Raw genomic sequence first — 26965 nt, 5'->3', positions numbered from 1 at the left:
GCTGAGGTCGCGAAATGGCTGGCGCGGGAGGTATAGCAAACAAGTCGATAAGCCTTTCCGTGAGGCTTCTTCGAGGTGGGCGTACCATTGATGATTCTTTTCGGGACGGCCATGAGCTTGAAGAGAGGCCTTCTGAAGCTGGAAGGCTATTTGTTGGTCAGGCACCTGAGGTACCGCCGACGTGGTTTGATTTTGTCAGCGGGTTTGCAACGAGAGGACTCCCGCGGCTGGTAAACCAAAGCTGTGCTGCGGTGTTTTTCTTAGAGGTGACCCCGGACGACAAACGCTTTGCGAAGCGCACGATGGCCCTGACTTTCGGAACCGGCCATCATTCGCTCGATCCTGACGCCTTCGAGCGAAGCTTCGGTCTGAAGGTCGTTCTGAATTCAGTTGCCCGCTCAAATCTGCGCAGCCTCGACGTTGCCACGCTGGATGCCACGACCTTTCAGAAGCGCATCCAGGCAAGTCGCGACGCCGATTTGCAAGGGTTCGGGATTGACGTCGATCGGGACCTCCTGAGGCTGGCGGCCGGGTCACCGAAGGACAATTCCTTCGCAAAGTCGCTGGCAGGCAAAGATGCTCTGACGTTGCACACGAAAACCTCGCCTGCCGACATGATCGAAAAATGCAAGACGGCGCTGAAGCTCTATCAGGCCACAGACTACAAGAAAGATTTCGGCTTTATCGACTTTGTTGCGCCGGTCCGGCAGCAGGATCTTCTTGAGCAACTGGACGCAGCAGCTTTCGCCGAGCTGCAAGAATTGGTGAAGGGAAATAAGTCGGACCTTCACATCGCGTTGCCGGACATCCTGAGCCCCGAAGAGAGTGTCGAGGTCGGATATTTCGGGATCGGGCTAAGATCGGGACGCAAGCAAGTCTATTCGCAAATTGCGATTGAAGACTATGTTGGGGAGCTGAAGGCCGGGCAGATCGCGGAGATCGCCGATATGGCTGAACTTCGCGGCAGTCATGAGATACGCGTGATCGCCAATGGCGAAGGCGACAAGAAGCAAAAGCGCAAGCTGTATGACTGCTTCGTCTATGAGCTTACTCACAAGAGCGATACCTACGTCCTGTTTGCCGGTGACTGGTTCGTGGTCGACAAGGCGTTTCACGCAGCTGTTGAAAATGACTTCCTCAAGCTGGTGGCAAATAAGCCATTTGTCGCGTCTACCACTACCGAAAGTGAACGCGAATTCATCGCTGAGCTCGACGCGCACGAAAATCTGCTCAATCTGGATCAGGTGAAGCTGTCGCCCGCAAGTGCGCCCGGCGCCAACCTCGAACCCTGTGATTTTCTTTCGGCCGCCAAACAGTTCATTCACTTGAAGGACGGTCACTCTTCGGCGCCGATTAGTCACCTATGGAATCAGGGCGTCGTGTCAGCCGAGTCCTTCGTGCGCGATGAGAAGTTCCGGATCGATCTCCGCAAGGAGGTAAAGAAGCGGCAGATGAAATCGAAGAAGACAGGATTTGATGCCATTTTGCCTGATGGGCGTTCGAAGCCGGTGCCGAGCGAATTTACCGTGGTGTTCGGGATCATGCGGGACCGGTCCAAAAAATCTGGAGTCGTTAGCATTCCCTTCTTTAGTAAGGTTAGTCTTCGGGCTGTTGCTGACCGCATTCAACTTATGGGGTTCCAAGTGGAAATCCACCTTGTAGAACGGGTTTGAAACCAGGTCCGTATGGGCCCTGCATCGGCAGGATAAACGAATGCTTAGCTTGCGGACGGAGGCCGGCTTCAAAGTGGTGAGAAAACGCATCGGCAGGGGTCAGTCCGAACAGCTTACGTTTTCAGTTCGAAGAGGCGCACAGGCGCGAACCAGACTTGCGAGACCCAAAACCCGATCGGACAGTGCCCACATCTCAGTCGCGACCAGCAGACTTCCTGTGGAACAATGGGGCCAACTATGAATTCATTCGTTTCGACTTTTGCGACGAAGACTTCGTAACCGAGGACGGCGAGCCCGTCGAAATTACGTCTGATCAATTCTGGGCCATGTTTGATGGATTGGACAAGAGGGCGAACTGCCCCTTCTTTAACTCGCCGTTGGCACAATATAGTTTTGAGCGCCATAAAGAATATAGTCGCCTCAATCTTCCGGGCGAACCATGCCGATAGCGAAGTTATTCATGTCGGTCGCCCCGGGAGACGGTAGAAAGGACATTATCTTTGTCGACGTGAACGGAAAGTTGCGTGCGATGATCGAGGTCAAAAGACGTGCTCAACCGGATGCGGTTTAGCCGGTTCTAACTGTTAGATCTCTGCTCGTAGTGATAGCTTCAGAAGCAGGCCGGACGCTTCGGGGCATCGTGGTGTTGACGGCGAGTCATTTCTCTTATTCTGCTCAATGTTTCGCAAAGCGCGCGGCGGAAGTTGGGTATTCGATCGATCTTGTCGATCGGGAGAAACTAATTCTCACACCGCTAGCACGCGACAAGAAATATCTCGAACTAATGCGGGGAGCACTGCCTCAAAGTTCGATGATTTCGCGTGTCCGCAAATTCTTCGTGAGCAACAGTAAGTCGCAGGTCTCGAGTTCTGAGGCGCGGAAGAATGGGGAGGCGCCTGCGGTCCTTGCGCTGCCCTTGACGGTCAGGGCCGCAGGCCCTGGTTATCAGAAGGAGATCAGCCGCAGGCCGGCCGCCGATCGACCGGGCATCTGCCAGTCGCTTCCGAAACCGTCCGGCTGATGACAAGCTCTACCTGGATGGGGACGGGACCACCGGCCCGCTCGGTGTGAAGGAAACGACGAGGTGGCTGAATAGCCACGGCTACCGAATGCGACGGGGAGCGACCTTCGGCGTTGGGCCGGCGCACAGATCCTGACCAACGCATGCTATTCCGCTGGCCAGTAGTGGCCCTACGGCGTTCGTGGCTCGCGCGATGGCTGCAAGCACGATTTGTCCAGCATCGTCTACATCTCTGTCCCGGTCCTGATCGAGAAGAGCGACTTCGAGCGGGTCCGGGCGAAACTCACGCAGAACAATTCCAAGGTGGCGCCACCGCGTGTGGTAAATAGCCCTTCGCTGCTCACGGGCATCGCGGTCTGCGCGTCTGTGGATCGGGAATGACGCGGACCGGGACGAACAACCGGCAGGCCGGTGGTATTCCAACTATACATGCGCGGGGGGGGGAGCGCTGAAGCGGCGCACGCCGCCATCAAATAGCCCTGCACTGTCGAGTACGGGGCGGAAACTCGTTCGGCAATTGGCGCCACTGACAACCGGTCGAAGCGATGTACAGGATAGCGTTCACCCCCGCACGCAAATCGGTCGCCCGATCGGCGACGGCGCAGGCATGAAAGGCGCCAGCAATTCCCATTCGGCGTCCGTCAGATGGCTTGCGTACCGCAACCCGTCGCGGCGATACTGTCGGCGGGTGATCGCGGTCCGGGCCATCGTGATCTCCCTCGAATCTTCGCAAATTCGATGGAATCACAACCTGCTGGAGTCACTCACTTCTCTTTCCGTCAGCTTCTAAGGGGGGCCGCCAAAGCCGATCGGGTTATCGTTCGATCAGTATTCACAGGCTTTCCATAACCTATTGTGTTTCGGACGCAGCCCGTGGGTCGGTGGTGAGCTAGGCGAAGGTGATCGCCGAGCCGCCTGTCGCTACGCACTGGCGCTCAAGCGACGACGGTACAATTGTCGTGCAAAGGTAGGCGCGAACCGCAATACCGTGGTCCTGCATTGCATCAACGTCGAAGGCGTCTGCATCCTGTCCATCGCCAAAGAGCCAAATCTCCTTCGGCCCCGGTGCGTCTGTCAGTATCTGGGCGGCTTGGGCGTAAGCGCTGCGAGGATTCGTCCCCCCCGCTGCGGATGGCAGATGGGGCAATCGCTCAAATGAGGCAGCGCTCATATGCTCAATCCAACGATCAGAGAAGCACGCTACCACGGAGCCGCCTAGATCGATTTCGGCGTCGGCACGGAGCGCCCTGCCGACCGCCTCCTGGATTTCGGTCTGGCAAGCTTCCGTCGATCCTGAGACGTCGACAAGGACCACGACCCGCTTGGTGCGCAGCTGGACGCCCGCCGACACGACGGCCTCGGCAATCGCGGTGCGGATCGGACTTGCGCAGCTGGGCCGCAGGCCGTGGCAAATTAGGGCCTGTGATCTATGCGCCAGACGTTCCGTCCGCGGTCTGTCAGGGAAGTAGTTGGCAACGATACTCACTTGCGCTTGGAATGCATCGGCGTAGCGAAGGCACACTTCCTCCAGTTCCCGTTGTCGATAGGTGAGCCCCATCTTTGGATCCACTATCGCCAGCCAATCGCCTGTCGATCGACGGCGAAGAGCGATGTCAGGCATGTTAGCCCGATGTTTCCCCGTTTCGAAATACTGATAGAAAACCTCGATGGCCTCCTCACCGAATTCGCAGATCAATACCGGCGTTGCGTCCCGCGTGAATCTCAGCCGCCACTTGCCGTCGGAAACACGGCCGAGCGCATCGATACGATCGCACGCCTGCGCGAGTTGATCGCATGTCGCGCACAGAAGCCAAAGCTCATAGAGACGCCACCGCTCCTTCCAAAATGCCAGCGCCATCGCCTCAAGGAGATCCCCACAGGAGTCGTCGAAATCTAGGGTCTGCCTGATCACGGTCTCGACGTCATCGAGTTGGCGCGCCACACCCAGCATGCGCACGCGATCGAGCTGCGGTGGGGGCGGGTTCCAACGCCGTGAAACGTAGCTTTCGATCCGCTCTATGGCAGAGGTCACTTCGTCAGACATTTGATTAAGGGGCGCCAAGGTTGCCTCGGCGTCAGGATAGTCAACTAGTAGCTTATCGATGCGTGCACGGCTGCCTTGGACATAGTCCTGCAATTCGCGCAGCAGAGTCTCATCCTCCGGATCCACTTCCCGGACAATCTCTCGCATCATGTCGGCCGCGATCTCGTACCGAGGATCAAAATCCGAAAAATCTCGGAGTAACTTGCCAACGTCGGAGTCTCGCATGAGCTCGGTCGGCCGAGCATCGGCGCAGAACTGGCTCAGCGAGGCCTGGGCTATGTCGAGCGCCGCGCGTACGTCGGGGATCGGTCGGTCGATCCAGAGTTCGGCGGTCGTCAGCATGCGCCGTATCTGGGGCCCAAATGCCAAGTCCATCTCCTCTCCATCATGGACGGTGACTACGAACTCGATGTTGCCCCGGATTGACGCCTCGATCTTTGCAAGCCAACGGCCTATCTCAGCCGTCATTTGGACAAAGTTGCTTCGTCGACGGACGATCCAGAGAAGTAAGTGCGAGGCTGTGAAGCGGTCAGCTACGTCCGCCTCGTCAAGCGCGGATTCGTTAAGAAAATCGCGCCGCTCGTCTGGATCGAATAGATTGAGAACCGCCCATGGCGAGGATATACGCGACTGTCCAAGTCCCATGAGGACCTCCTTGTCTCGTCGAAATTAACGACGTCGGCGCGTCAGAGCAATTCCGTAGAGATGCTTGTCGGCACAGACACAGTCACGGCCGTTGCGGACGAAAGATTAGAGGCTCTATCAGGCTGTTGAAGAAGTCACTGGCGGCGCGTCCCGCGTCATGATTCCGTTGGATGCGGATTCATTGAGGGCGAACGATGCGGGGGGCAGCGACGAACGGATGGGAGCCCTGTTCAGCTATGTGGATGTGGAGGCGCGGGTTCGCGCCGACCATCCGCTGCGGACGAACGTCATCGTGGGCCTAGAACTCCTGGAGCCGCATTTCCTTCCCGAGATCCTCTTCCGATCAACCAGCATACGGAGGGTATATTCGAGGTTATCAGAGCGGTATATAGTATTGAACAAACAATGGCACCTCGCCGTTTTCGGTCGTCGGCCCTTCCGTGACACGACTGTAGAAGTCATTCCAGTCCTCCTCGCTAAGTTCGCCGGGCTTGCCAACTCTCTTAGAGCTGTCGGCCTTGAGGTCGGCGAGCGATTTGTCAGCTCTCAGGACTCTTCCCTTGGTCTTTTCAAGTAGCCGGGCCAGAAGCGAAGGGAATGGCATGTTCCAATGCTTTGTCTTCCGCGCGAATTCCTCCTTCACTGGAATCATTGCAACCAAGTCGGGATTTGTCATTAGCTCAAGGCCGCCAGCTCGAAGCGTGGCGTTGTGGCTTGCATGGTGGCCTACCTTGTAGAACACCGTTGATGCGAGCAATTTCGAGATGTCGACGGAGTGCGGATCGTCCCGGTGCGCGCCGTGGGGCCAAATATACTGTTGCCAGGATTCCCAATTTCCCACCTGGGCGTCGCCCGGGAACAGCAAGACGCGGCGGTCGGCCTCCTTTCCGAACACGAAGGCGAGGACGAGGCTAGTGTTGTTGGTGTCTGAGTCGAGCTTGAGTGCGAGTTGTTCTGCGGCTCCTAGCCAATCTCTGTCGACGCGGCGCCACTCGTCGCGTCTCGCGAAATAGCCCTGACCGTCGGCTCCCGGCGGCGGCTCCATCCGCGATAACGCCCGAAAGTGATAAGATGCGAATGGCATTGCCATCTCGAAAGCATTCCTTTCGTCGGCATCGAAGGCGTCGCTCTGTTTGTCGAGCTGAAGCGCCGCAGCAAGATATCCGCCGAATTCATCGGGTTCACCCCTAAGGTAGACTTCGCCTTTGCGGGGATTGCTGCGCAATAGGAGCTTCGTATCCTTCGGCGGGCCGAGGACATATGCTCGCACCGGGACGTCGTGCGGCAACGCTATCGGGTCGGCACCCGGTGTAAAATACCGTACTTTGGAAGCACGCTTCTTCAATTTTTTCAAGATTTCGTCGGTCGTCATTTTGGCCGTCGCCGCGGCACCGAGCGGAGCCTCGCCGGTGAAAGCGAGGAGTTCTCTGAGGTCATCCTTCTGTGTCGCTACGGGAGCAATCTCGTCTGAATCCGGATCGTCCTCCGGAGCGGCTGTCGGCCCAAAGTGCTTATCGAGCGTGAGAAGCAATGCGAGTGCTTTGCGCCGTCTTGAGCGCATCATGGCAGCATCGGCGTCCTTGTCGTTCTCCGTCCAAGCGAGCCAAAGCTCGTCGATTCTAAATTTCGAAAAGACTTCCTGAGCTTGGGAGAAACCCGAGAGATGGTCCCAGTGCTCGTGGGTTACGACGAGCACATCAAGGTGTGAATCGGTCGTGCGAGCAATGTCGGCAGCGATCTCGCCCATAATATCTGCCGCGCCCGGCATTCCCTGCAGGACGCCGCAGTCGATTAAGATCTTGACCTCCCTCTTGCCTCCCGGAATCCGGATCAGGAAGCAGTCACCGAGGATGTTATTGTACATGCGGATCGATATGTGACCTGGCCGTGCCGCGTTTGCTTCAGTTGCCTCCCGGGGGCTGGACTCGGTTCGGGGCGCGGCACGCCTGCGCGGTTCGGCTTTGGTTGAGGGCGCTGTTCGCTTGGCTACCTTCTTCGGCTTGACTCGGTTGCTCGCCTCTACTTTCTTGGCCATGGCTATCACCCGTTCCGGTGAAGAAATGCGAACGGCTCTTCGCGCGATCCGAGCGCGAAATAGGTCGATCCGAGGGATTCTGAATCTCGTTCGAACAGGAAGCGTCTTTGAGCATCCAGTCTTGAAGCGCTTTCAATGTCTTTGCCAACAATGTAGCGGATACTCCTCGAGTGGAGGTCAATCACGAGAGTGCATCCACCGCGGAACACAAAGTCCGAGCCCCGGGAAGCGCGGCCATCCGAGTCAGCCTGATCCTGCAGGGCGCGATCGCTAAAGCCGCGACGTTCCTGCGTTATTTCGACAACGAGTTGAGGCAGGTCCTCGCCGTTGGGCCCGATCCGACGCGTGGTGCGCATGGACTGAACATCGAATACAGGTTCGCCTGACGAGCGCGAACGTCTGATCGTCTTCGGGGCACCGTCACGAAGCGAGAGGCCCATTTTTCGGAGAGTGTCAGACGAAAAGCGCGATCGATCGCGCAGCAGGCCGTAGAACGTTGCCGCATTGTCGATCGCCTGTCTCCAGACCGCTTCGCGTGATTCCATGTAGGTTAGGTCGATGCCGTCTAGCCAATTGATGTTAGCGTCCTCGTCGGGCTGCTGCCACAACAGGCTATCCACGGCTAATGAGCGACAGTCGCGCGGATATATGCCGCGGCGTCTGAAGGCCTCCACAATCGCGATGCGATATCCATGGTTGTCGTCGGCGACCAGGTCTGCATCGGCGGTGACAATTGCGCGAAGAAAGTCGCCAAACGTGATATCGACCGGCGGTAGGTAGTCCAGGGCGCGGATGCACATCCGCAAGACGTGACCCGCGGTTTTATTGGCCTCTGTCGTTAGGCGGTTCACGAGATCCGGATGGAGGTCGTGTTCGGGAAACCGGGAGCCGTCGCCGGTGACCATGCGGATCAAGTCAGCGACCCGGCTGCGGTAAATCGTCACGAATGCATCAAACACAGCCGCGACCAGAATGGCGCCCCGAGCGTGAGGCTCTGATATGTCTAGAATCGCCCCTGCATCGGGCAGTCCGGTGGCAGGGTCCACCTTGTCGATGCCGTCCCTCAATGCGCCGTAGTTGCCGGTCGCTTGGCCGAACTGGGTGGCCAGATTGCTCAGCAGCGAACGTTGCGAGAGATCGCCGCGTAGCTTGCTGATCTGATTCATGACCGCCTCTGGCATGGTGAAATGCTGAAGCAGCGCCACGACGTCGGCGAACGCCTCGTGAAACGCGAGCGAATCCGGATTACTCGGCTCAAGGTACATCCGATGCATCCCGTCGAGGATAGCGTGACTCATCTCGTGCGCGATGATGTCGTGAGAGAGACAGGAAAAGATCGTTCCACCAGGGAGACTGGTTCCGATGTTGTCACCGGTTGCGCGAAAGTAGCCCATCAGCAACGCGCGCTTCTTCGGACTATAGTAGGCGTTGGCTTCCCGAAGCGCGTGCGGGTGGATACGAAGTCTAGGGATGTATTCGCGTCCCTTGTAAGCCGCCGGGTCGCTGCGCGCCCAGCGGTGCGCCCATAGCACTCTGCGTCCGAGTGCTCGCTCGAAGTTTCGTATCGTCGTCATCGAGATCGCATAAACCATCTGCTGATGGAAAAGTGGGTTTCCCTCGGAAGGTGGAAAGCCATCCTGCGCCAGCAGTTCCGGCGAGTTAAGGTCGACCGGCTCGTAGAAGGCGTCACTTGCAGGATCGACGTCTATTACTTCGACATACTCTCCGACCGGTCCGGGCGCGAGGTTCTCCCAGGGGACCTTGACGACAGCTGCGTTCATCGTCGCCGTCCGTAGATCTGTAGAGGCTGACGGATCGAACGCGTACACCTGAAGACGCCGAAATGCGGGCGGAGACAACGGCGGCATTGTCAATACCCTCCCGGAAACGGAAACTTCGCCGGAGGAGTGATGGTGACGCCCAGCTCGGTCTGCAGGGCCGGTTCGATATGGGAGCGCAACGCCGCGTCGCAGACCGCGTATCCCCAATTCATCAGCCTGTCTTGCAAGTTTCGCGGCATGGCTTCCAACCGTGTCGGAATCTCCGCCAACGGACTCGAATTTCTGGAAGTGCAGTTCAGTGGATCTGTATCAAGCGTGTAGTCCGTAAAGTTCGTTCGTATCCCCCAATAGGTCCCCGAATGCTCCTTGCGTAAATAAGAATCAATGAGGTGACGCTTACGTAGGCTCCGCACCTGATTGTCGACAGTATCAAGAACCCTTAAGGAATGTCGGGCCCAGTCGCGGTGCGGGCTTTCCTCGGGGGCGATCTTCTGGCCGGCATCGCTGACCAGGAGCGTCTTAAAGCGCTTCGAAATTGTCTCGAGACCCAAGTTGTCGTACACGCCGCCATCGCTGAGGATCGCGGTCTTGGTGTACGGCTCCTTGTGAAGGTCGGTGCCTGGCGTGTTGACAACTGGTTGGGTAATGTCGAGCTCAGACGGCGAGAGCACCGGCGGAAACGCTGACGAGGCAGCTACCGCGGCTGCAAGAGATACGTCCGGGCGCTCGATTAGACCTACGCGATAATCGCCCATATAGTTACGCGAGAAGCGCCACAATGCAGCGGTCTGCATGTTAGTGGCGTTCATGACGAACCGTGGATTTCCCGGCTGCGAATCGTCCGGGAGCGCGTTTAGCTTGGCGCCTTTGAACAGTATCTTGTCGTAGGCCTGCGCGACTCTGTCACTGATCGAGCCCGGGAGGAAGATGCCGCCAATGATCGCCCCGGCGTCGACCGTTACGTCGGCCATTTCCCGGATGCGCTGGACAACAATATCGAAGTTGCTGGCGACGTGGCCGACGAAGGTCAGTTCCTTCCAGCTCATGCCCAGTACACCGGCGGTGATCGATCCGCCGGATACACTTGAGATTCGTCTGATTTTCCGTAGGAGGGCGACCTCGTTGAGCCGGATCAGCGCGCCGACGTGGAACACCATGGCGCGGTAACCGCCTCCGGACAGCGCCAGGCCAATGCCGACCTCGGGTTGCACGGGAGTCCTATCAAGGAATTGATCAATGGGCATGGGCCTGTCCCAGGTTGCTCTGTTGAAGCGTGAGCCACATTAACCGCGCTCTGCAACGACTGATGCCACCCCGCCAACTAAGTTGATATCGCAATTTCGAGAGAGTATCCGCCTCGGTAGGATTGGCAAGCCAACACGCGGGAAACGTCTGATGTTGCTTGAAGGGCCTAATCCAGGTTGTTGTTCGTTTTGTCTCAAGACGTAGACCTCAGCATGAAGCACCCTTGCTTCCTTGGAAGAACGATCTACGAATATTCTTAAGTAGTGCGCATGAACGGTTAGGCCAATATTGGCCATTCGCAATCGAGCATCGAAGCTATTGACATGGGGGCTCGGTGACTCTGGGTATCGCGATAGCCCGTTTCAAATACCAGTAGGTAATCAGAAAAATCGCAGTTATGCGAAAGACGCAATACACGACAGGCTTCGAGGAGGGCTCGTTAAGCAGAAGAATTTGGCGTTTATCGAGATGCCAGCATGGAGAATGTCCAAGGATTGTTCTCGGACCCGGCGGCAGGTGCGCAGTATTTCCCCTCAAATATGCCAGATGTGAGGGCTGGGTTTGCCTCGGTCGAGGAATAGGTAGCGATGCCAGAGCGTCTGACGGACCTTCGAATGCTCTGCGGTCAACTGTTGCGACTTCATCTGGCCATCTCTGGAGAAGGCGTGCACGGCATCGGAGGCAACTGGGAACTACGTTGCATAGGCTCCTGCGTTTTCATCAGCTTGCGTTACCTGAGAAATTTTGGCGACTCCCCGTTTCATTCAAATGCTGCGCGATGCCTATTCTGACTCAGTTCGTCCGCGCGAGCTCTTTCAATGTGCTCCCTAAGCCGCTGGACTGCTTCTCTCCTCAGCTCCACAAGGCCGGCATCACCATCAACGTCCAACTCCATCAGCAAATTGACGCTCTCGTCGGAAACAGACAATCGTTCCACAATACTTGCGAGAACTAAATGCGGTTCAGGAGCATTTCCTATCAAGAGCGAGGCTAGTGAATTCCACGTCATTCGGCCTGCCTGATCTCGTTTCTCAAAGAGAGGGAGTAACTGCGCGGCTATAGGATAACGACGTGCAGGATCTTCGTTGCAGTATAAGAGTGACGACTTGATTGAGATGGACGTCAATGGATTTGGAGGAAAACGCTCTGCCCATCGGACTATAGCAACAATCTGCGATTGATTGCTGTTAAACAACTCATCAAGGACGGCATGTGTCTGCAGTTCTACCAATTTGCTTAGAAGGTAAGCGTACGAATTCGTCTCAAGGTATGCGGTAATGCGTCGTATCCTACCCACAATGAGGCGGGTAACGCTTTCACCCGGATCGCCGAGAAGGCAGTTAGACGAAACCAAGCTCAGCTCCATCTCTTCGCGGCCAGACACATATTGTCTCGACGGATCCAATTCGTAGTTGCGAAGAACCTCTTGTCCCGCATTAATGATGTCCGATGAAGCAGCCTGTTTGTGATTCGCGTCGTGTCTAATGCGCGTTGCTAAAATGTGTAACGCGGAGCGATCACCGCCTAGCTTCCTTGCTATCGTCAGAACAAGATCGGAAAACGCGACGCTCGACATTGATCTCCATACTGTCGCAGAAGCGAGATGTGAGTATCTATGAACCGGCGCAAGCTCAAGCTCTAACGCCTTGTGAAGTCGAACCAAAGCGGCTTCGTTGATCGTGACGTTTGCCTGAAAATACGGGAACCACGATCCAAGGACAGAGTCTTCGAGCGCTGCATCGAGAGCTGCATCGACATGTCTTGGAGCAACGATTTGCCACCCGGCGAGGAACGCAGCCATAATTTCTGGGTACTTTTCCGGGCTCTTACGGAATTGAAGCGCCATTGCGTCCCAATATTCATGTGGCGTCCTGCAGCTTTGAGCCATAACATAGCCAAATTGCCAAACACGCCTGCCACCCGTTATCAGCTCCGGCAGGAGAGCGTCGAACGCTCTCCTTTCGGACGCAACTCTTCTCGCAAGCTCAGCAATCGCGTTTGTGACTCGTTCTGCCGGCCCATGCGAGTAAGCATTGTGGGCGTCTAAAAAGCTCTCAATACCATCAAACTCCGTGCCACTTCCATCGTTCGACAGGATGAAGGCGCGCACACTTGAAACGAGATCCTTAGGGCGCAGTTGCTCTTCGAAGTAAATCAATCGATCAATCGAACCACGCGTGAGAGTGTTAGTGCGATACGTGAGCATTCTTTTGATAGCAAGCCATCCTTCCGGCGAAGACCCGTTGCTCGCAATTGAGTGAACTACGCGCTCAATAGTCCCGTGTAGCGCCTTGGTCTCCAAGAGATCGAAGAGATGCGCTCCAACAATCCGGCGTAATGCCGCTGAAATAGAGTCCATTGAAATTGCGAGACGTTCAAAGAGAGCGAGCGCAAGTTTATGCCAATAGATAGAAGCGCTTTCGCTCTCTGAGTATGCAATGCCATCGAGTTTCGCCGACTTGAAGTCGCGCGTGTAGGATGAATTAGGAACCTTTACGCGAATCATGGCGCCGAACGAACTGAGCCCGAGATTCCGCATCTTCGGTGAGTCAGACCGCATCACCCGCTCAAGCAGAGATAACCGCTGTTCGACGGGGGCTCGAGTGCTTGGAAGGCTGATATCGAAGAATGATTCGAAAGCCCTAGCAGCATCGTTGATGGTTTTGCGTTCGTTGTGCCGTGCAACAATGGTCGCCAATAACTCTCCCGAGCGGTCGAATAGGCGATGGTCGCACGCGAGCAACTGGATGAGCGAGACGACGCGATGGCTGACGGAAGTGAAATTGTCCGAAGCGATCATGCGTTCGATGCACGAAATTGACTTGTCCGGTACGAGTGCAGCAATATTGACGAAGATCTCCCTCTCAATCTTGCTCAGATTCGCGATATCGAATAGGAGGCCGCCCGGAGAAAGCCATTCCGTAGCAATATCCCGCGCCTCATTGCTTCCATATAGTAGTCCTAGACGACGAGAGAATGATACCAAAAGTCGCGATGGGTCGCGTTTGATCAGTGCCGATTTTATCGTGTGAAATGGAATGCTCTGGAGTGCAATAGATGCTAGGCGGTTTGCTATCGCGTGTGGAAGCACAGCGCACCACACGTCGCGCTTTTGAACCAAATCTCGACGCCGCAACTCAGCAAGTCCTCGGTGCATCTCGTCCGGCGACTTGGAGATCATTCCGCCAAGAATGGGCACTTCGGTTGTTCTTTCATTTTCGGACGCGTCGAACGAATATACGAGAGAACAGGCTTGAGCGATCAGCAACAAAGAATGGTTGTGCTCGTGCCGCTGCTGGAAGAGGCGACGGAATAGGTCTTCATCTCTGAGTCCCGTTATCGCCTCGTCCTTCACTATGGTGTTAGCTAGGGCGATGGCGATTCGTGCGTTCCCGCCTGAAAATGCTGCGACCGTACGAACGCTGCTCTGTGATAAGTGCGAGAAACGTCTGGCAACTAATGTTTGAATGAGTTCAATGGACGCAGGGGCCAGCATAAAAACATCTGTTCCCTCAGGTTGGTCATCACGGATGTCGTACTCGACGGAAATTAGGCTGAGGGAACTTCGTGGACCTCTGACAACTTTTGATATGCTGTGATGAATACTCGGGGAACAGTTATCAATACAAAGGACCGCGCGCATCTCGTTTGCCGATAGGTCTAAAGCCAGGCGGTGCGGAGGTGGATCTGGTTGATCGGCAATATCCGTGTATACTGCGAGAGCAGGATCGAGACTATTCCTTCCAATACTGTCGTCGAATAGAGCTTCCAGCAGACGAGTCTTGCCGACACCCGACAAGCCAACTAGGCGAACAACCTTGCCAGGCGTGTGCAACAGTTCGCGAATTCGATTGAGCCCGTCGATTGTCGACAGTCCATTTCCATCGTCGCTGCGTCCAGTAACTATGCGCATGTCACTATCATGCAGGTAATGTTGGGTCGTCGACTTGGGTGCGTTGGACCAGTTCCCAAAGGGCTGCCAGCCAGGGATCGCTTTGCCAATCTTTTCACGAACCCACAGAACTAAGCCTGCATGATCCCGAACCCATGTTGCTAAGCGGCCTCTGTCAAGGAAATCCAAGGCAAGTCTATCAAGTTCAGGTAACCCATGAAGAGCCTCTGCCATGGCCGCGCGACGGCTCTGCAAGGCGCTATCGGAGGTTGACCCAGCACCGCTCACAATTATGTATGCACCTCCCTCTTTCGCTAATCGGATGATAGATCGACGGATCGAATCGTTTGGCCTCATTTCGTGAATGATGGCGCTGCGAGGCATATCGGATTTCTTTATCTGAAATCCGGTTATGGCTCGCGGGACGAACCCATCAATTGCGGTTCCTGCCGGGAGTGCTACATAGACATCTAGGCCACCATCTTTTGCGGAATGGTCACCTCCCCAAGTGACTGCCGAGGTTGGCAATCGACGCCTGCGCAATTCGGCCTCGCACAACAAGCCGACCAGAGTTCGTAAGTCTTTGTCGTTGAGTTCGGCGACATAATCGCCAGTGATTTCAAGCATCGCGCTGTTGTTATGGGTCGTTTCGGAGACGATGGAGTTGCTTCGATGGGTTATGATAGCGTGGAACGTGTCTGCTACGTAGCAGAGGTGTGAGCGACCTCAATTGTCAACGCGGGGGCGACATTGATGTGTCCAACAGACATGCAAAGTCCACTGGACCATATTTCTGTCGAACGATTGTAGCTCCTTGAGACCTGTTAATACACAAAGGATGTGCGTCATTGGAGGCGTACGGCGCATAGTGTGTCAAGCTATCATTTTGGGACTACGTCGAGGTTGGCTGGAGCCAGGGCGCCCGGTCGTCGGTCTCTCTATTCGGTCGGTGACGCGCCAGCCCGAAAAGATCTCGGCTGTAGTGTTCTGAGTTGAGACAGGTCGGCGGACAAGTGCAACGAGCTCCTGGTGGCCGCGAAAATCATCGCCCAATCACTTGGCGACATCGCACCGAGTAATTTCGGTGATCCGTGCTTTGCCGGTTCTTTGTAAATGGTGGTGGCCAAGGTGGGTACCCACGCCATGGGCGAGCTCCCTGGGCTTCCGTGCACTCTCTCGCGCGAGCGCAACCTATGGGCGGAAATGGGGCGCGCAGGCACTCCTCGAAATCGTATCACTTGATGCCGCGACGTTGTATGCGAAGCTCGTTGAAGTCGAATCCCCTGCGGTCGCCCTGCTGGACATGGACGACGATGGCCACTCCCTGTCAAAGACTTCGGCGAGTTTCATGCTTACTTATCGCGCGCACGTCCTGCGCGTGCTGGGACCGCTGGCTCGTCATTGGCGTGACGTGTCTCCCAACCACCGGTTCTCATTTGTTCGCTGCATGAACGGTGACCACAAGCAGCCTCGTATCGTTCTCTTGCAACGCTCGGCTCGCCTGAGTGAACTCAGTGCGGCATGGATTGGCGCGGTGATCGATCTGATTGCCGCATACGCGACCGATGCCGCGTTCAATCCGGACAAGCAACGGCGCCTTCATCTGGTTCTCGACGAGTTCCATCAGTTAGGGTCGCTTGGTCGGTTCCAGGAACTGCTGGACGTTGGCCGCAACAAGAATGCTTCGGTGATTGCAACCCTTCAGGATCCGAACCAACTTCGGCTGAGCTACAATAGAGTCGGCGCCAACAACATGATCGGTCGCTTTGCCACGGTCATTATTGGCCGCATGCGACCAGGCGAGCCATCCACCGAAGTATCCAAATACATGATCGGTCTGCGCACGATCGTCGATACACCGGAGAAACCGTACAAATCTGACGCGTCGTCGCCGTCCACAAAGAGGGAAATTCCTCTCGTGCGCCCCGAGCAATTGAACCAAGATCTTGGTGTATTCGATGACAAGGTTCATGCGCTCGTTACCGGATTTGGTGACATCCTTGAACTGACATGGCCGGTGACTGTCTGGCTCCCCCGACAGTGACAGAACGGTCCTTTCTTTCTCCCAATTAGGCGCGCACCTTGAAATACTGATACGCGCCTGATTGCCTGATAGAGGTGGCGGAGTAGTTGCGTCCGATACTCTTGATTTCTCACGTATCATTCGGATTGAGCCCAGTTACCAAAATTAGCGAGATCAAGCACGATAGATGAAATGCCTCCTACCGGGAGGTCCTCTTGGTCGCATCTTTCGCTATCATCCACCGCGCTGAATATTACACGCGAGATAGCAACAACTACTAGCTTTCTGATCGTGAACCTAATGGCCGCTGGCTGAGCCATGGCGCACGTCTCGGCATCGTTGCGGGAACTAAGGTTCAGGCGGACGTCTTTGAGCGCTTGTGCGCCGGCCTCGATCAGGAGGGTCAGTCGCTTATCAAGTACGGTGGTGTCGGACGGCATACCGCCGGCGTCGATCTCACTTTCAGTTGTCCCAAGGGGGGCGTCCTGTGGGCGTTGGGTAATGAACAGCTGCGACGTCAGATGGAGATGGCCGAAGCTTCAGCGGTGGCATCGACCTTCGCCTTTATTGAGCAGGAGCTGTCGCTCGGACGTCGCGGGCGCAATGGCATTCGCCGCGAACACGTTCGACTTTTAGCGGCGGCCTTCGCTCACGGCGAAGCGCGACCGGAACGCCACGCGGACGGCGTGATTTCGCCGGACCCGCAACGCCACACGCACGTCACCGTCCTCAATGTTGCCGAGCGCGCCGACGGTACCATCGGTGCGATCGACACCGTGCAACTGCGCCAGTGGAAGAAGGCAATCGGGGTCCATTTTCGGGTTGGCTTGGCATCTCGCCTGCAACGTGCCGGTTTTGCGCTGGGACCAGTCAGCTCGGATGGCTTGTTTGATATCGCCGGCGTTCCTTCCGAGGTTACTGCCTATTTCAGCGCGCGCCGGGCCACCATCGAAGAGCAATTGGCTGCCGCGGGCGTGACATCCGCTGCAGCTCCCGCCCTCGCTGCCAGTCTGACGCGCACCACGCGTCGTGATAAGGAGGTCTCGAAGGGAGACCGGCATCAGCGTTTGCGGGACGCTACCCGTCGATTGGGATATGAACCTGAAGGCATTGTCCACGCCGCACGGGTTCTTGGCGTGGAAGCCCAATCCGACGCGACCACTGGTGGGGCTGAGATTGCAGGACGTCTGAAAAGCGTCCCCGAGCAGTTGACCGCGACGCAGTCAGTGTTCGAGCGTCATCGCCTGTTTGAGATGGTTGGCGCTGCGCTTGTCGGGGCGCTCGTCGAGCCGAGCTGGCTCAAGAGTGAGGTCGACCGTCTGCTTGCCACCGGCGCGATTGTCGAACTTGGCCGGGATCGTACCGGTGCGCCGCGTTGTTCCACGCCGGAGATGATCGAGATCGAGCGTACGCTTGTCGATACCGCAAAGCGACTGGCTTGCGAAATCAGGTTGGGCCCCGCTCGAAAAATCGCGGCAAGGGAAGCTGGCCTTGCCGGACTTACGGACGAACAGCGCGCGGCGGTCGATCTGGCTGTTTCCGGCGCAAGGCTCGGTGTAATCCAGGGCACCGCCGGAACTGGCAAGTCCCACACGCTAGCTGTCGTGGCGCGCGCCTGGGAGTCGGCAAATTATCGAGTCCTGGGAGCGTCGGTCGCTTGGAAGGCTGCCAACAGTCTTGGCCGCGATCTGGCCATCCCGTCGCGCTCGATCGACTCATGGCTCGCAAAAATCGAAAGCGGAGGCAAAGTTCTGGATTCGTCGACTCTGCTGATTGTCGATGAATCCGGCCTGATGTCGGCCCGGCAGATGCAGCGCCTGCTCGCCCACATCGAGGCGGCGCAAGCTTCGATTCTCCTGGTAGGAGACCGCAGACAGCTCCAACCGATCGGCCCAGGCGCGGCCTTGCGCCTTGTCAACGACACGGTGGCCAGCGTCGGCCTCGACACCATCGTACGCCAGCAGCAGGAATGGGCACGGGAAGCGGTGCACGCTTTCGCTCATGGTGATGCCGATGCCGGGCTGTCTGCCTATGCGAGCCGCGGGTTGCTCGTGGAAGCGGATGGGGGAGCCGCAGCGGTCGATGCACTAGTCGACGCGTGGCAAGATGCCCAGCAAGTGTCGCCCGACGCATCCATCCTCGCGATTGCCAAGACCAACGCGGAAGTGCGGGCGATCTGCTCTGGCATTCGTTCCCGGCTCAAGTCCGAGGGAGTGATCGATAGGGATGATACCCCCGTTCGAGCCGTTACCCCTTCCGGTCAAGTCTATGAGTTGCCGCTGGCTATCGGCGATCGTGTCCGGTTTCTGCAGCGCTTCGACCAATTCAAGGTGGTCAACGGCACTGAGGCCGAATTGACGGACGTGGCCGTCTCACGGGACGGCATGGTCAAGATCACGGCCCGCATCGATCAGCGCGAATTCTGTTTCAGCCCTGCGGAGATCGCCAACGAGCAGGGCTGTGCTCTCATTGCGCATGCCTGGGCCTCGACGATCTTTCAGGCGCAGGGCGCAACGGTTGATTGTGTGTTCGTGCTCGGCTCGCCGCGGTTCGACCGTCACGATGCCTACGTCGCCATGGGTCGTGCCAGGCAAGAAGCCAGACTCTTCATCGATCGTCGAGCGCTGGACGCTGAAATCCGCGCGCACGAACTCGACTACACCGGCGTCATTGATCAGGAGCGGCGCCTCGCACATCTCGCAAAGTGCTTGTCGCGGGAAAATCCGAAATACAGCACGCTCGATCCGCTTGTGCATGTCGCTGGTGAAACTGCAACTCAGCCCGATCTCACGCCCGTCAGAAAGCGTGAGCTTGGACAGTCGCTGTCGGTATGACCAAACGCTCCACTACAGCCGCGTTGCGGCGACGACCGCTGCCACGTCCGCCGAAAGTTCGCTCATCAGCGCGACGGGTCAACGTTCGGAGAAGCCGCCTCGACCGGGACCGCGTGTGGGCAGTGTCGGACGAATTGCCGCTCCAGATTCCGGTCCTGCCCGCCGAAATCGAGGTCATCGAGACCTATTTTGGCGCCATCCTCGACGAATTCCTGGGCGGGCATGCGCCCGGTCGCTCAAGATTGCAGGTGTCTACGCGGTCCGGCACACTCTCCCAAAAGGAAGACCTCAAATGAATATTCGCCATCGCGAGACCTTTCGCTCCGCCCCTGAAAGCGAGGCCCTCGCAGCCGGTGCGAGGGCATGCGCCTATCTGCGAGTCTCCACCGGCCGGCAGGCCGAAAGCGACCTGTCGATCCCCGACCAGCGCAAGCAGATCGCAGCATTTTGCGCGACCAAATTATGGTCGATGCTGGCCGAGTATGTTGAGCCCGGTGCGTCCGCCATGGACGACAGTCGGCCCGAATTCCAAAAGATGATCGAACGTGCCACCGACGATGATCGGCCGTTTGATGTGGTCGTCGTGCACTCGTTCTCTAGATTCTTCCGGGACGCATTTGGTTTGGAGATGTATATTCGTCGCCTCGCAAAGGCCGGCGTGCGGCTCGTGTCGATCACCCAGGAATTGGGCGATGATCCGGCACAGGTGATGATGCGTTAGGTCATCGCGTTGTTCGACGAATATCAAAGCCGTGAGAACGCCAAGCACGTACTACGTGCCATGAAGGAGAACGCCCGTCAGGGCTTTTACAACGGGTCGCCGATGCCGCTCGGTTATCGCACCGAAGAGACCGAAAAGCGGGGGGCTCGCGTCAAGAAGAAGCTCGTGATTGATCCTGCCGAAGCTGAGACGATCCGGCTAATCTTCCGACTTTATCGCCAAGGGGACGGCCAGTCAGGACCGTTGGGCGTCAAGCAACTGACCTCCTGTTGAATGAACATGGTCATCGGACCCGCAAGGGAGCGCGCTTCGGCATTGCCACAATCCACACCATCCTGACCAACACGGTCTATGTCGGGCAATGGGTATTCAATAAACGGGACTCGCGCACCCTGCGCGACAAGCCCGTGGATCAATGGATCATTGTTGAGGTTCCACCGATCATCGGACGAGACGAGTTCGACTCCGTCCAGGCAACCCTGAAAGCCCACAATCCGCGTGTGACTGCGCCTCGGGTCGTCACCGGCCCGATCCTGCTCACGGGGGTAGCGTCCTGTGCCTCTTGTGGCGGCGCAATGACTCTGTGCACTGGCACGTCGAAGACGGGGCTGGTTCACAAATACTACACATGCTCCACCTGCGCTCGCATGGGCAAGTCGGTCTGCAAGGGCCGATCGATCCGCATGGACACCCTCGACAATCTGGTCGTTGACCATCTGTCGCGCCGCCTGTTCACGGCCGACCGCCTGAATGAAATCCTGGCAGCCTCCTTCACCCGTCGAGCCGAAAAGGCCGCTGAGGTCGACGAACGAGCCGATGCTCTGCATCGGGAGGTCTCCGACACGACCGACAAGCTGAAGCGGCTCTAATAGGATGGTTGAGGACGGTGTTGCTGAACTGGACGACATTCTGCGAGACCGAATCGCAAGCCTCAAGATCGACCGCGAACGTGCACAGACAGCGCTCGATCGCATTCGGGCCCAAACTGATCCCCCAGAGACAATCTCACCGGAAACGGTTGAGCAATTTGGCCGGATCATGCGCGGGAATCGCCAACGGCGAAATTCCATTCCGGAAGGCCTATCTCCGGGCTGTGATCGATCGAATTGAAGTGGACGACCACACCGTTCGGATCGTCGGGGACAGCGCAACGCTTGAACAGGTCATCGCAGGGAAAAAAGTCCCCGCGGCCGGGGTTCGCAGTTTTGTACGCAAGTGGCGCACCCGACACGATTCGAACGTGTGACCTTTGCCTTCGGAGGGCAACGCTCTATCCAGCTGAGCTACGGGTGCGTGCCCCGTTCCTGTAGCCGATCGCAGCCAGATCGGCAACGGGGGAGAAAAGCGAAATTTTCTCAAAGGGGTAAGGCTGAGGTCGGGGCGGCAGGTTTCGAATCGTGCCGGGTGCGGCAGGGGCGCATTGAGAGGCTGGCAGCGGTGGCGGTGTGACACGGGGGGACAGCGGCGACGCCTGCGTCACCTTCTGAGGCCGAGGTCGTCGATCGGGACGATGACCTTGCCGATCGGCCACAGCGCGATGCCGGCGAGCTTCAGGTGGGCCCAGGCGAACGGGATTCCGATGATCGTCACGGCGAGCAGCACGGCGGTGACGATATGCCCGATGGCGAGCCACCAGCCGGCGAACACCAGCCAGATAATGTTGCCGATCACCCCGAGCGGGCCGGTGCCGATGTCTTCGCGGCCGGTGACGGCTTCCCGCGGCACAGCGGTCTGGCCGAACGGAAACAGCGTGTAGACGCCGATGCTGAAGGCCGCCCGCGCCCACGGCAAACCGATGATCGTGATCGCCATGATGACCGCCGCAACCGCCCAGCCGACAGCCATCCAGAAGCCGCCGAGCGCGATCCAAAGGATATTCAGCAGAAGCGAGACGGGAGACATGGCCAATCCTTCCGGAAAACGATGGTCGTTTCAACGTCTGCGTCGTGCCGCGGCAAGATGCAGGCGGCTCGGGAATCATGCCGAGGATCGTCGTCCGACAGCGAGATGTCCACAGCCGGTTCCGTCAGCCCGAAATCGCCATTATGGAGGCGAATTGCGGTCAAAGCTGCGGGGTATCGGCAATCCTCGTTCACGAGGAATCGCGACTTGCCCTACACCATCACAGCCATTCGACAAGACGAGAAGATGCGCTGCCTGCGCGACAGTGTTTTGGTGGCGTTCGCCAAGGCGCGGATCTGGGAGAGCGAAGGCTGGGATGTTGTCATCACCGACGAGGATGGCCGCACGTTCGGCACCGCCCAGCTCGATGCTCATGTGGCGGCGTATCGGTCGCTCGATGGCGCGGAGCTTGGCACCGACGACGATGATCTGATCGGCCCGAAGCCGATGAAGGTGCCGGCGCAGAGGTCGCGCGCCGAGCGCACGACGACTGCGCGGGCGCGGCCAGCGCCGGAGGCGATGCCGGCCTAACTCTGCTGCGCGCGGGCGAAGTTCGTGCCGCTTTAGCTTTCGGCCACGGCGTCGCCCCACGGCTGGGCGATTTCGGTCGCGCCGCTATTCGTTGTTTCCTGCCGCAGCACCACGCTGGGGCAGGCGAATTTCATCGGGAAGGTCTGCACCCGCGCCTCTTCATAATCGAACTTCTGGCGCAACGCCTCGCGCGTCGCAGCCGGCAGGCGCACGTCGCCGATCACCACCTCGCCTTCGCTGGCGTCGATCCGCGGCTGGTGGATCGCAGCGTCGAGGTCCATGCCATAGTCGATCACGAACGACACGATCTGCGCCACCGCCGGCAGAATGCGGCGGCCGCCGGAGGCGCCGAGTGCTAAGCGGCGGCCGCCCGGCGCCTGCGCCAGCACCGGCGTGTAGTTGGTCAGGCAGCGCTTGCCCGGCGCCAGCGAATTCGGCCGGCTGGGTTCGGGGTCGAACCACATGATGCCATTGTTCATCATGATGCCGGTGTGCGGCGTTTCGAATTTCGAGCCGAAGGTCGACAGCAGAGTCTGCGTCACCGCCGCCATGTTGCCGTCGCGATCGACCACCGAGAAATGCGTCGTACAGGCCGGCGCCAGGTGCTCGGCGCCAAGCGCGCGGCGGCCGTCGGCGTCGCCCATGTCGCGCAGCCGCTCGGCGTAGGCCGATTGCAGCGCCAGCGCGTAGGCTTGGTAGGCCGCGGCGTCGGGTTCGCTGCCGGCCGGCGTCAGGCGCTCGCCGAGTACACGCAGTGTGTGCGCCAGCGTCGGTCCGGCGGTCAGCTCCGGCGTCGCGAACACCGCGCCGCCGCGATACGGGATCGTCAGCGGATCGCGCAGATGCGCGCGGAAGCCGGCGAGGTCTTCCACCGACAGTGTGCCGCCGGCGGCCTGGATGTCGGCCGCGAGGCTCCGCGCCAGATCGCCTTCGTAGAAGTCGCGCGGCCCTTGCTCGCCGAGCTGTGCCAGCGTCGCCTGCAGCCGGTCCTGGGGCAGGGTGACGCTCGACTTGATCCCCCACGGGGCGTGCGGCGGCAGGCCGTCGATCAAGTATGAGGCGGCGCTGGCCTGATACCGGCGCAGATCGGCCGCGACGCTGCCGATCATCAGCGTGGTCCACCAATCGACCGCAAGCCCGTCGTCGGCGAGCGCGATGCTGGGCGCCACCAGGTCGCGCCACGGCAGCTTGGCGTAGCGGCGGTGCGCCTCCTCCATGCCGGCAACCACGCCCGGCACCGCGACGGCGGCGGGGCCGTGGATGTTGCGGTCGTCCTTCACCCGCGGCCACGGGAATAGATCGGATGCCGCGCCCGCGCCGGTCAGCGGATAATCCTCGACCCGCAGGCTCTGCGGCGCCCGCATGCCGTAGTCGATGACTTCGGTGCGGTCTTCCTTGGCGCGGTACAGCACCATCGCGCCGCCGCCGCCGATGCCGCTCATCCATGGCTCGAGCACACCGAGCGCAAAGGTGGTGGCGATCACCGCATCAATGCAGTCGCCGCCCTCCGCCAGCACGTCGGCGCCGATCTCGGCCGCGCGGCGCGACTGCGCCGCGACGATGCCGCTCTTGGAAGTGATCGCCGGCTTACGGATCTGCTGCAGATTGCTGAACTGGTCGGTCATGCGGAGGCTTTCGCTGGCAAGGGGACAACACGCGGCGGGGCCGGCGCAACGCGCCAGCGCGGCGCAGTGTAGGGCGTGCTGCGAGCCGCTGCTACGACGCAGAAGCAGTGATGATGATCAGGCGGCGCAGGTTGAAAGGTGCGAGGTGAGCAACTTGCGGAACGCGCCGGCAGGGATGGCAGGGCTGAACAGCCAACCCTGCATCTGGGTGCAGCCGAGCGTCGTGAGGATCTCGCGCTGCCGCGCGGTCTCGACGCCCTCGGCGGTGGTGGTCATGTGGCGAGCGGCTGCGATGTTGACCACGGCCTGCACGATCGCGGTCGAGCCTTCGGTGGTGTCGATGCCGTCGATGAAGCTGCGGTCGATCTTGATCTTGTCGAACGGGAAGCGCTGCAGATAGCTCAGCGACGAATAGCCGGTGCCGAAATCGTCGAGCGAAATCCTCACCCCGAGCGCGCGAAGCTGGGTCAGCGTGCTCAGCGCAGCGTCATCGTCGTGAATCAGCACCGCCTCGGTGACTTCGAGTTCGAGCCGGCTCGCCGGTAGCCCCGACGCGCCGAGCACGGAGGCGACCAGCAGCGCCAGCGATGGCTGACGGAATTGCACCGGCGAGATGTTCACCGCGAGCGTGATATCGCTGTCCCAGGTCGCCGCCTCCGAGCAGGCGGTCGCCAGCGTCCAGGCGCCGATCTCGTTGATTAGGCCAGTGTCCTCGGCGATCGGAATGAACTCGGCCGGCGAGATCATGCCGCGGGTCGGATGCCGCCAGCGCAGCAGCGCCTCGCAGCCGGTGATCGCGCCGCTGCGCAGATCGACCTGCGGCTGATAGTGGATTTCGAAGCCGCGGTCGGCGATCGCGCTGCGCAGGTCGAATTCGAGCTGGCGGCGGGTCTTGGCGACCGCGTCCATTTCCGGCTCGAAGAACCGGAAGGTGCGGCGGCCTTCGGCCTTGGCGCTGTACATCGCCAGGTCGGCGTTCTTCACCAACTGGTCGAGATCAGCGCCATCGCGCGGCGCGATCGCAATTCCGATCGATGCGTCGGTAGAGAGCAGGTGACCGAGGCATTGATACGGTAGCCGGATCGACTCGTAGATGCGGTCGACCAGCGCGGTAGCTTCGTCGGGGCCGCTGACGCCGATCTGGATGATGGCGAATTCGTCGCCGCCGAGCCGGGCGACAAAGTCAGTCTCGCGCACGCAGTCGCGCAGCCGCACCGCGACCTGCTTCAAGAGCTCGTCGCCGACCGGATGGCCGAGCGTATCGTTGATGCTCTTGAACTCGTCGATGTCGATGTATAGCAGCGCGAACGGTGCCCCGCGGCTGGCACGCTGCAGCTCGTTTTCGAGCCGCTGCCGGAACATCGAACGGTTCGGCAGATCGGTGAGACTGTCGAAATGCGCCAGATAGGAGATCCGCTCGTCGTAACGTTTGCGCTCGGTGGCGTCCTCATGGGTGATGACCCAGCCGCCGCCCGGCACCGGCACGCTCGAAAATTCGATCGAGCGGTCGTGGATGCTGTGAATCTCCGACACGCGCTGGGACGATAGGCGGTCGATCAGATCGGTGGTGATTTTGTCGATGTTGCCGCCGAGCGAACCGGTCGATTTCCGATGTTCGAGCACGTCGCGCAGACTGCAGCCGGGCTTCACCACCTCGGGCGATAGACCGTACATCTCCATGTAGCGCTGATTGCAGATCACCAGCCGGGCCTGGGCATCGAACAGCAGCAAGCCCTGCGACATGTTGTTGATCGCGGTGTCGAGCCGCTGCTTGTCGAGCTGCAGCTTGCGCTGGGTGGCGCGGTGGTGCTTGCCGATCTGGTTGATGATCAGCAGCAAGATCACGGTCACCACCAAGGCCGAGACGGCCGCGACCGAGACCATCAGCTTGGTCTGAGTCCGCCAGCTCGCCAACGCATCCTCGGTGGTGGTGGTAACAACCATCACGATCGGCAGTTCGGTAAGCGCGTGCGATGCGACCAGCCGGTCCAGTCCGTCGATCGGGCTGGTCAGCCGCGCGGTGGTGTCGTCGTCGAACATCGCCTGCTGCTGTAGCGGTCCGTCGCGGAAATTGCGGCCGATCATGCCCTCGGCGAAGGGGTGACGTGTCAGCAAGGTGCCGTCGCTGTGATGCATCGAGACGGCAGAATCGCCGATCAGCGAGACTTGCGATAGGAAACGGTCGAAATGCGCCGGCGTGATCGCGCGCGTGACCACGCCGAGGAATTCACCGTCGGCTGCAGTCAGGCGCTGCGCCAGCACGATGCTCCAGCCGCCAGCCAGCGCGTTCTGCTCCAGCGCGACGGTAACCCGCTGCGCGGTCCCGGATTTGTGGTCGAGGAAGTAGCGTTGATCTGCGATCGACAGCACCGGCACCGGCCACACGTCGGAGGTGTTGATCAGGGTGCCGTTCGAATCGAAAATTTTGAGCGCAGTGATCTCGGTCGCACCTCGGGCGCGCGAGCGCAGAGTCTGATGCATCGCCAGCGTCGCCATCGTGCCGCCGAACGCTTCGGCCGACGGCTGCCGCATCTGGCGGGCAGTGCTGACGATGTCGTTCTGCATCGCCAGGAAATCGTCGATTTCGCGGTCGTAATGCAGCGCCAGCAGCAACGCGGTGTTGGACAGCTCGCGCTCGCCGTTGCGCAGCGCCTTCTCCTTGAAATTGCTGACAGTCAGCGTGGTGGTGACCGCAATACCGGCAATCAGCAGGGCGCCGCTCAGGATCAGCCAGAGGATCGGGCGAAGACGCAGCATCCCGGCGACGGACGAGTTCTCGCCGATGTCAGGAGGAGGTTCGAAAGCCGGATCTGGGGGCCGGACGTGTTGCATCCCGCGAAAACTACCTGCCACAGATGAGAGGCGGGTTAGCAATCACGGTAAGCAAAACTTGAATCGGGGAGCGGCGCTGGAATTGTTCAAGACCACGCCTGTTCAATATTGCTCATGTCGGCGCCGGTGGGTCAATTGCTGCGAAGGATCAACATGACTGT

Annotated in this window: 16 protein-coding genes, 1 tRNA gene and 2 pseudogenes; 9 read left to right on the top strand and 10 right to left on the bottom strand. The window is 59.0% G+C overall.

Annotation, left to right across the window (positions count from 1 at the left end):
* Positions 1-14 precede the first annotated feature (14 nt).
* Positions 15-1673 (top strand): DUF6119 family protein, encoded by a 1659-nt coding sequence (locus tag DY467_RS02735; protein WP_164633931.1) that lies wholly within the window; start codon positions 15-17, stop codon positions 1671-1673.
* A 1494-nt stretch (positions 1674-3167) separates the two neighbouring features.
* On the opposite strand, the pseudogene DY467_RS26150 reads toward DY467_RS02735, so the two are convergent.
* From DY467_RS26150 to DY467_RS02705, 6 genes and pseudogenes are all read right to left on the bottom strand, one after another.
* Positions 3168-3402, bottom strand: a pseudogene (locus tag DY467_RS26150) (transposase); the annotation flags it as partial.
* A 181-nt stretch (positions 3403-3583) separates the two neighbouring features.
* A complete protein-coding gene (locus DY467_RS02725) occupies positions 3584-5383 on the bottom strand; it encodes a GAT domain-containing protein (protein ID WP_164633930.1) in 1800 nt (599 codons plus the stop codon).
* 376 nt (positions 5384-5759) lie between these two features.
* Entirely contained in the window at positions 5760-7418 is a 1659-nt protein-coding gene (locus DY467_RS02720) for an MBL fold metallo-hydrolase (RefSeq protein WP_164633929.1), read from the bottom strand.
* 5 nt (positions 7419-7423) lie between these two features.
* On the bottom strand, positions 7424-9199 hold the full coding sequence (locus DY467_RS02715) for a gluzincin family metallopeptidase (protein WP_164633928.1): 1776 nt from the start codon (positions 9197-9199) through the stop codon (positions 7424-7426).
* A gap of 89 nt (positions 9200-9288) precedes the next feature.
* Positions 9289-10443 carry a patatin-like phospholipase family protein gene (locus tag DY467_RS02710; protein WP_164633927.1) on the bottom strand — a complete coding sequence of 385 codons (1155 nt, stop codon included), beginning with the start codon at positions 10441-10443 and terminating at the stop codon, positions 9289-9291.
* Positions 10444-11204: 761 nt separating this feature from the next.
* Positions 11205-14963, bottom strand: coding sequence for a hypothetical protein (locus DY467_RS02705; RefSeq protein ID WP_164633926.1), 3759 nt, complete (start codon positions 14961-14963; stop codon positions 11205-11207).
* Between the two features lie 457 nt (positions 14964-15420).
* Between DY467_RS02705 and DY467_RS02700 the strand changes: the two genes are divergently transcribed.
* From DY467_RS02700 to DY467_RS26440, 7 genes and pseudogenes are all read left to right on the top strand, one after another.
* Complete coding sequence (locus tag DY467_RS02700) at positions 15421-16380, top strand: type IV secretion system DNA-binding domain-containing protein (RefSeq protein WP_164633925.1); 960 nt, start codon at positions 15421-15423, stop codon at positions 16378-16380.
* 281 nt (positions 16381-16661) lie between these two features.
* Positions 16662-17417, top strand: a pseudogene (mobF, locus tag DY467_RS26680) (MobF family relaxase); the annotation flags it as partial.
* 195 nt (positions 17418-17612) lie between these two features.
* Positions 17613-19193 carry an AAA family ATPase gene (locus DY467_RS26675; RefSeq protein WP_349627608.1) on the top strand — a complete coding sequence of 527 codons (1581 nt, stop codon included), beginning with the start codon at positions 17613-17615 and terminating at the stop codon, positions 19191-19193.
* A gap of 122 nt (positions 19194-19315) precedes the next feature.
* On the top strand, positions 19316-19489 hold the full coding sequence (locus DY467_RS02690) for a hypothetical protein (protein WP_164633864.1): 174 nt from the start codon (positions 19316-19318) through the stop codon (positions 19487-19489).
* On the top strand, positions 19486-19914 hold the full coding sequence (locus DY467_RS26450) for a recombinase family protein (protein WP_246701439.1): 429 nt from the start codon (positions 19486-19488) through the stop codon (positions 19912-19914). The genes DY467_RS02690 and DY467_RS26450 overlap by 4 nt, the downstream gene beginning before the upstream one ends.
* A gap of 9 nt (positions 19915-19923) precedes the next feature.
* Complete coding sequence (locus tag DY467_RS26445) at positions 19924-20187, top strand: hypothetical protein (protein ID WP_246701438.1); 264 nt, start codon at positions 19924-19926, stop codon at positions 20185-20187.
* Positions 20184-20783 carry a recombinase family protein gene (locus DY467_RS26440; RefSeq protein ID WP_246701437.1) on the top strand — a complete coding sequence of 200 codons (600 nt, stop codon included), beginning with the start codon at positions 20184-20186 and terminating at the stop codon, positions 20781-20783. The genes DY467_RS26445 and DY467_RS26440 overlap by 4 nt, the downstream gene beginning before the upstream one ends.
* 347 nt (positions 20784-21130) lie before the next feature.
* On the opposite strand, the gene DY467_RS02680 is transcribed toward DY467_RS26440, so the two are convergent.
* Both DY467_RS02680 and DY467_RS02675 read right to left on the bottom strand, forming a co-directional pair.
* Positions 21131-21207 (bottom strand) — tRNA-Arg (locus DY467_RS02680).
* 183 nt (positions 21208-21390) lie between these two features.
* Positions 21391-21816, bottom strand: coding sequence for a YccF domain-containing protein (locus DY467_RS02675; protein WP_164633923.1), 426 nt, complete (start codon positions 21814-21816; stop codon positions 21391-21393).
* A 207-nt stretch (positions 21817-22023) separates the two neighbouring features.
* Between DY467_RS02675 and DY467_RS02670 the strand changes: the two genes are divergently transcribed.
* Positions 22024-22347 carry a hypothetical protein gene (locus tag DY467_RS02670; RefSeq protein WP_164633922.1) on the top strand — a complete coding sequence of 108 codons (324 nt, stop codon included), beginning with the start codon at positions 22024-22026 and terminating at the stop codon, positions 22345-22347.
* A gap of 32 nt (positions 22348-22379) precedes the next feature.
* On the opposite strand, the gene DY467_RS02665 is transcribed toward DY467_RS02670, so the two are convergent.
* Together DY467_RS02665 and DY467_RS02660 are read right to left on the bottom strand one after the other, a co-directional pair.
* A complete protein-coding gene (locus DY467_RS02665; RefSeq protein WP_164633921.1) occupies positions 22380-23972 on the bottom strand; it encodes a gamma-glutamyltransferase in 1593 nt (530 codons plus the stop codon).
* Positions 23973-24089: 117 nt separating this feature from the next.
* Positions 24090-26729: a bifunctional diguanylate cyclase/phosphodiesterase gene (locus tag DY467_RS02660; protein ID WP_246701436.1), complete on the bottom strand. Its 2640-nt coding sequence runs from the start codon at positions 26727-26729 to the stop codon at positions 24090-24092.
* Positions 26730-26965 lie beyond the last annotated feature (236 nt).

Origin of the sequence: Rhodopseudomonas sp. BR0G17, assembly GCF_010907025.1 — a bacterium.
GTDB lineage: Bacteria > Pseudomonadota > Alphaproteobacteria > Rhizobiales > Xanthobacteraceae > Rhodopseudomonas > Rhodopseudomonas palustris_H.
This window is presented reverse-complemented; position numbering and strand designations above follow the sequence as displayed.